General features: G+C 49.6%; 1 protein-coding gene. It reads left to right on the plus strand.

The features are described from left to right. Window positions 1-68: 68 nt before the first annotated feature. Window positions 69-1502 (plus strand): dihydrolipoyl dehydrogenase, encoded by a 1434-nt coding sequence (gene lpdA, locus ACTHUE_RS17855; RefSeq protein ID WP_002217382.1) that lies wholly within the window; start codon window positions 69-71, stop codon window positions 1500-1502. The last annotated feature ends 233 nt before the right edge of the window (window positions 1503-1735 follow it).

The raw sequence follows: 1735 nt of genomic DNA on the forward strand, positions 1-1735 counted from the left end.
TCAAAATAAAAAAGAAACAAAAAGTATCGTTTTTATTTTGAGATACTGCAAAAGCAAAGGATGACACGATGTCTCAATATGATGTAGTAGTGATTGGTGCAGGCCCGGGCGGATACGTTGCCGCCATTCGTGCTGCGCAACTGGGTTTCAAAACCGCTTGCGTTGACGCAGGCGTTAACAAAGCAGGCAACGCCCCAGCATTGGGCGGTACTTGCTTGAACGTAGGCTGTATCCCTTCTAAAGCCCTGTTGCAATCCAGCGAACATTTCCACGCTGCGCAACACGATTTTGCAGAACACGGTATCACTGTCGGCGACGTAAAATTCGACGCAGCCAAAATGATTGAGCGCAAAGATGCCATCGTAACCAAGCTGACCGGCGGCGTGAAATTCCTGTTCCAAAAAAACAAAGTAACCAGCCTGTTCGGTACTGCTTCTTTTGCTGGTAAAAATGGCGATGCTTATCAAATCGAAGTCGATAACAAAGGCGAGAAAACCGTTATCGAAGCCAAACACGTCATCGTAGCGACCGGTTCCGTACCGCGTCCGCTGCCACAAGTTGCTATAGACAACGTGAACGTATTAGACAACGAAGGCGCATTGAATCTGACCGAAGTACCTGCCAAACTCGGCGTGATCGGTTCCGGTGTGATTGGTTTGGAAATGGGTTCCGTATGGAACCGCGTGGGTGCAGAAGTTACCATTCTTGAAGCCGCGCCGACCTTCCTGGCTGCCGCCGACCAACAAATCGCCAAGGAAGCCTTCAAATACTTCACCAAAGAGCAAGGTCTGAGCATCGAATTGGGCGTGAAAATCGGCGACATCAAATCTGAAGGCAAAGGCGTTTCCGTTGCTTACGAAACTGCTGCCGGCGAAGCCAAAACCGAAGTATTCGACAAACTGATTGTTGCCATCGGCCGTATTCCAAACACCAAAGGCCTGAACGCCGAAGCCGTAGGCTTGGAAAAAGACGAACGCGGCTTTATCAAAGTAGATGGCGAATGCCGTACCAATCTGCCTAACGTATGGGCAATCGGCGACGTGGTTCGCGGCCCGATGTTGGCACACAAAGCCAGTGACGAAGGTGTTGCCGTTGCAGAGCGCATTGCCGGTCAAAAACCGCATATCGACTTCAACAACGTACCGTTCGTGATTTACACCGACCCTGAAATCGCTTGGGTGGGTAAAACCGAAGAGCAACTCAAAGCCGAAGGCGTGGAGTACAAAAAAGGTACTTCAGGTTTCGGCGCAAACGGTCGCGCATTGGCAATGGGCAAAGCCAAAGGTACGGTCAAAGTATTGGCAGATGCCAAAACCGACCGCATCTTAGGCGTACACATGATTGGTCCGGTTGTCAGCGAATTGGTTACCGAAGGCGTGACTGCGCTCGAATTCTTCGCCAGCAGCGAAGACATCGCCCGCATCATCCATGCCCACCCAACCTTGTCCGAAGTGGTTCACGAAGCTGCATTGGCGGCCGACAAACGCGCTTTGCACGGTTGATAGACATTAAGGCCGTCTGAAATTTTTCAGACGGCCTTAAGACCTCCGACAAATTGAATGTTCCGAGAGCTTCGTTTTCTGATTTATAATTCCGTCAGACAAACAAACAGCATTTACATTCATTATGAACAAAGAAATAGTCGGTATTTTCTTTATACCGATGGGCATCATCAGCATGTGTATGGCCGCATTGTGGCAGATGTATGTGATGATGACCGAAACTTATACGCTCA

This window comes from Neisseria sp. P0021.S005, from assembly GCF_051956955.1.

Excerpts from the sequence above, each read along its gene's own strand:
- lpdA (WP_002217382.1), top strand. The coding sequence starts at position 69 with ATGTCTCAATATGATGTAGTAGTGATTGGTGCAGGCCCGGGCGGATAC.